Below are 4,030 nucleotides of genomic sequence, written 5' to 3' on the forward strand. Positions count from 1 at the left end.
ATCCTGTCCGTATCAATCACCTCACCCTTAGCAGTCAATTCATCCTGTGCTGCACAGCCATTCTCAGTGATAAACATCGGCAAATCTGAACGCCCCAGGGTTTCACTGACATGACGAACCCCCCAATAAAGGGAATCTGGTAGGATATTCAGCCAAGGCAGATGCATGCGAGGGTAGCCTTTGGGCATACCAAGGAACTCGTACCCCTGTGGATTGTCAGCAGCCCGGACATAGGTACCAGTGTAAATATTAAGACAAATCCCATCCAGAGGCTGATGAATGATTTGTAGGTCACATGGTCCGATGTCTGGTGCATTGTCTCCTAACACTTCCAGTAATTCAGGACTATAAGCACCAGTCAGAGCAGGGATAATGATACCGCCATTTTGCCCACATAAAGGGAAGGCCTTTTTTGCTGCTGCCACATGGTACGGTGACTCATTGATTGGCACCGTGACGGACAAGTTATCCACAAAGGCGATAGAACAGGGAACCCGGGAAGCACTACGGATGGCTTGACAGCCCAAACCATGAGCTAAAAGGGCATGATGAGAGGTTTGCCATACCTGTTTGATGGATTTAACACGCCTACCGGGAGCATGGATCGGGTCCTGGTCAACCCCATAGCCTAAGTGAGTAAAACACATGATCTCATTAATGGTCATCCAATTGGTAATGCGATCGCCTAATTGAGTGACCACAGCGGTAACATAATCCGCAAAGTCAAACGCCATCTGGCGAGAAAGCCAAGACTTGTATTTGTCTTCTAGGGCTTGGGGAGAGTCCCAATGAAATAGAGTGGCATGGGGAGTAATGCCATGATCTAACAAGCAATCCACCAAGCGCTTATAGAAATCAACCCCTTCCTGATTGACTTTGCCACGCCCGTCAGGAATAATCCGAGGCCAAGCAATGCTAAAGCGATAATCCTTGATCCCTAGTTTGACCATCAGCTCTATATCTTCTTTGTAGCGATGGTAGTGGTCACAAGCGACAGCACCGGTATCACCGTTAAGTATTTTTCCAGGGGTACCACTGAAGGTATCCCACACACTAGGTTTGCGTCCTCCTTCACTTACTGCTCCTTCAATCTGATAGGAAGCGGTGGCTACTCCCCATATGAAGTTGTCTGGGAATTGGTAACTGATTCGATCGCCGTTAGTCATTAGTGATTTGTTATTAAGAAAGGGAGTTACGTACTAGCTCATCCCACGTACTTGAGTCCTGGGACGAGTTAACCTGTCCGCAATCAACGAAGAATCTTAACAGGAATGATAACTTTTGATCCACAGCTTCTCAGGAATTGGGTAGGGTCTTTTAGGGTTGGAAGTCCCCTGTCACTGAGCCGAAATCACTGATATATCAAGCCAGGGACCTTGAGGCCGATAAATTTAACCGACTACCGGTAGCCCTTAACAAGCCACCAACAACCCGGCTTTATGATCCAGATTCACAGACCTTTACCAAGATTTTTAATGAAAATTTAAGATTTTTGACATTTTCGGTTATCGACAGGGATTTCGCCTAAGGTAGAAAGTGCCAAGTCATACTTTGGCTCTGGCTTTTAACTCACCTGCTTATGTGGTTAAATTTTATGAGCATTTTGCCAAACTTTCTCCGTTCTTTGGTAATAACAATCCTTCTGAGCTTTATGGCTCCAGTGGCACTAGTTATTGGTTTACTGGCCGGTTTTGGTATAATAGGATACATTCCGGGCTTAACAGGGTTTGGTCTTACTGCCACAACTGAGCTATTGAAATTTCTGACTATTTTTGGTAGTGGATCCCCCATTCAGGGAGTATTAGTGATTGCCTTTACCTGTAGCCTAGTTGGAGCATTATTTGATCTCTACGCCTGCGCCCGCTACCACAACCTGAATGATAACTAAGGACAATCGTACTCAAATTTGTTCAAACTCCCCTGAGGTATTGGGGATATGGTTGAGATTCAAATTATCTATTATTTATATCTGTACGGGAATTAGCCTAGTGGTTTAGGAAGGGAACCGAACTCAAAGACCTTTTCGGGGTTGATAGATTGATAACAGGTTAAATCAAATCATCCAAGCGGTGACGTTTCGCTAACCGTTAACAATCCTCAGTATGGGTGAAAAAAGTGGATCTAAACCGTAAGGATATGTCACTAGACGGAGGCAAACGATTATGGCACTTATTCGTTGGGACCCTTTCCGAGAATTCACTAACTTACAACGGGAAATGAATCGGCTATTTGATGAATTCACCCCATTTGAAGATCGTGGTCTGAAGGGAACAAGTTTTATGCCAGCGGCGGAACTGCAGGAGACAGCAGAAACCCTGGAATTAAAGCTTGAGATTCCTGGGATAGATTCTAAAGATCTCGATATTCAGGTGACAGAGCAAGCCGTGTCTATTAGTGGTGAGCGTCGGTCTGAAACTAGTACTGAAGAAAATGGGATGACACGTTCAGAATTCCGTTATGGTAACTTTCAGCGGGTGATTCCCTTACCAACACGGGTTCAACACGATCAGGTTAAAGCTGATTACAATAACGGCATCTTGAGCCTGAGTTTGCCCAAAGCAGAATCAGAAAAGCAAAAAGTCTTTAAAGTTAATCTCAATTAGTGTTGGGGTTAATAGCCTAGTTCAGTTAGTCGATAAATTGCTGGTTTGATCAGCGGATTTTTATGGCTAACGATTTCGTAAGCATTCAGCACTCAGCCGTCAGCCGTCAGCTAAAAGTCCAAGTAACTCAGCATTATTCCAATGCTTACCTGTTTTTTTCAAAAGCTGTTCGCCTAGCGTGCGTGGCACAGGCTTCGACGCTGAGATTTAGCTCATTAGCTGATACGCGACACGCTGATAGCTGAATGCTTACACGATTTCGTCAAACCCCAGCGGTGTAAATAAAATTCATAAAGATTGACAGTAAACTTTCTAGTGGAAGACTTGACCTGTCAATCTTTTTATAAGCATTCAGCTATTACCACTTAGATTTAAGGTAAGATGGAATATGATATTTTGTAATATCATGTCCGGATAATTAGTGATAAAACACCATTACCGATTAAACCTTACTCCTTTACTTCTACCTTCTGCCTTCTGCCCTCTGCCTTCGATTCGGGCAAGCGTGTAAGTATTCAACCGGACATGATATAAGTGGCTGCTTAAGCTAGCTCGGTATAGGGTTAGTAAACAGCTAGAGAAAATGTCGCAGAGTCTACCAAAAACTCCTGGGGGGGTGACATGCAAGCTGAAATCCTTACTGGGTAAAAATTTCAGCCGATAATTCACAAAAATATACATTCTGTTTTGGGCAAACATTGGACGTAGTTATAAGGGTTTGAGCTTCCAGAAAATGAATTGAGGGTTAATTTCCGACTGTATCTTCCATGATACCATTGGCATCAAAGCCTTATATAGTAAGCTTTTTGGGGCTCATGTCACCCCCTCAGCAAAAACTCTTATTATTTGTTATAATTAAATTAGGGTAACACCGACAGGGATTATTATGTAACTTAAATTAAAGCCGAAAACCAAGGGTTTAATAGTTGCGCTCTCTATCCCGGTGGAACCAACTTTGGGGTTGACATTTTTATGGCGCTCGCGGGATATTCCGTCAGAGCTTTGGGAGATACCCCCTGGATGTGAAAGCATCTTGCATTGGCGAGCCAGAATTTGCCTTTGGTAGATTTTGGTAGCTAAAAAGTATCGGAGTATATCTAGACTCATCCTTAAGAGCAATTCCTCTCTCGTTATACCCGTAGGGTTAGCGAGAGAGGAATTGCGTCTTTAACGATAGATGTGCGCTTATTGAGGGTGGTCAATGACCCACCCGAGACGTTCGCGTAGCGTCGGCTTTGCCGATTGGAAACAGATGCGCCTATACGAGCGAAGTCCAGTAAACTGGCGGCGCAGCAAAATCGGTAGACTTTGAAGTTACCGTAAGGATAGTGGAGTCTTTATGGTTGGCAGGTTATGCAGAGAAGGGTAAAAATTTATTAATTAAGACTCCACTATCCTAAGGTTTCGTCTCTAGGGAAAAGATGACA

4 protein-coding genes are annotated in these 4,030 nt (G+C 43.9%); 3 read left to right on the plus strand and 1 reads right to left on the minus strand.

Annotated features, from left to right (window positions below):
* Positions 1-1,166 (minus strand): glycoside hydrolase family 1 protein (locus F6K20_RS27480; RefSeq protein WP_287296788.1); only part of this gene is annotated, 1,166 nt, incomplete at its 3' end.
* 428 nt (positions 1,167-1,594) lie between these two features.
* On the opposite strand from F6K20_RS27480, the gene F6K20_RS27485 reads away from it, so the two are divergent.
* The 3 genes from F6K20_RS27485 to F6K20_RS27495 all read left to right on the plus strand — a co-directional run bounded on the left by F6K20_RS27485 (position 1,595) and on the right by F6K20_RS27495 (position 2,848).
* Positions 1,595-1,888 (plus strand): hypothetical protein, encoded by a 294-nt coding sequence (locus tag F6K20_RS27485; RefSeq protein ID WP_044492964.1) that lies wholly within the window; start codon positions 1,595-1,597, stop codon positions 1,886-1,888.
* A gap of 274 nt (positions 1,889-2,162) precedes the next feature.
* Positions 2,163-2,603 carry an Hsp20/alpha crystallin family protein gene (locus F6K20_RS27490; RefSeq protein ID WP_008183559.1) on the plus strand — a complete coding sequence of 147 codons (441 nt, stop codon included), beginning with the start codon at positions 2,163-2,165 and terminating at the stop codon, positions 2,601-2,603.
* Positions 2,604-2,665: 62 nt separating this feature from the next.
* Positions 2,666-2,848 (plus strand): hypothetical protein, encoded by a 183-nt coding sequence (locus tag F6K20_RS27495; protein ID WP_287262877.1) that lies wholly within the window; start codon positions 2,666-2,668, stop codon positions 2,846-2,848.
* The last annotated feature ends 1,182 nt before the right edge of the window (positions 2,849-4,030 follow it).

This window comes from Moorena sp. SIO2C4, from assembly GCF_010672485.1.
Lineage (GTDB): Bacteria > Cyanobacteriota > Cyanobacteriia > Cyanobacteriales > Coleofasciculaceae > Moorena > Moorena producens.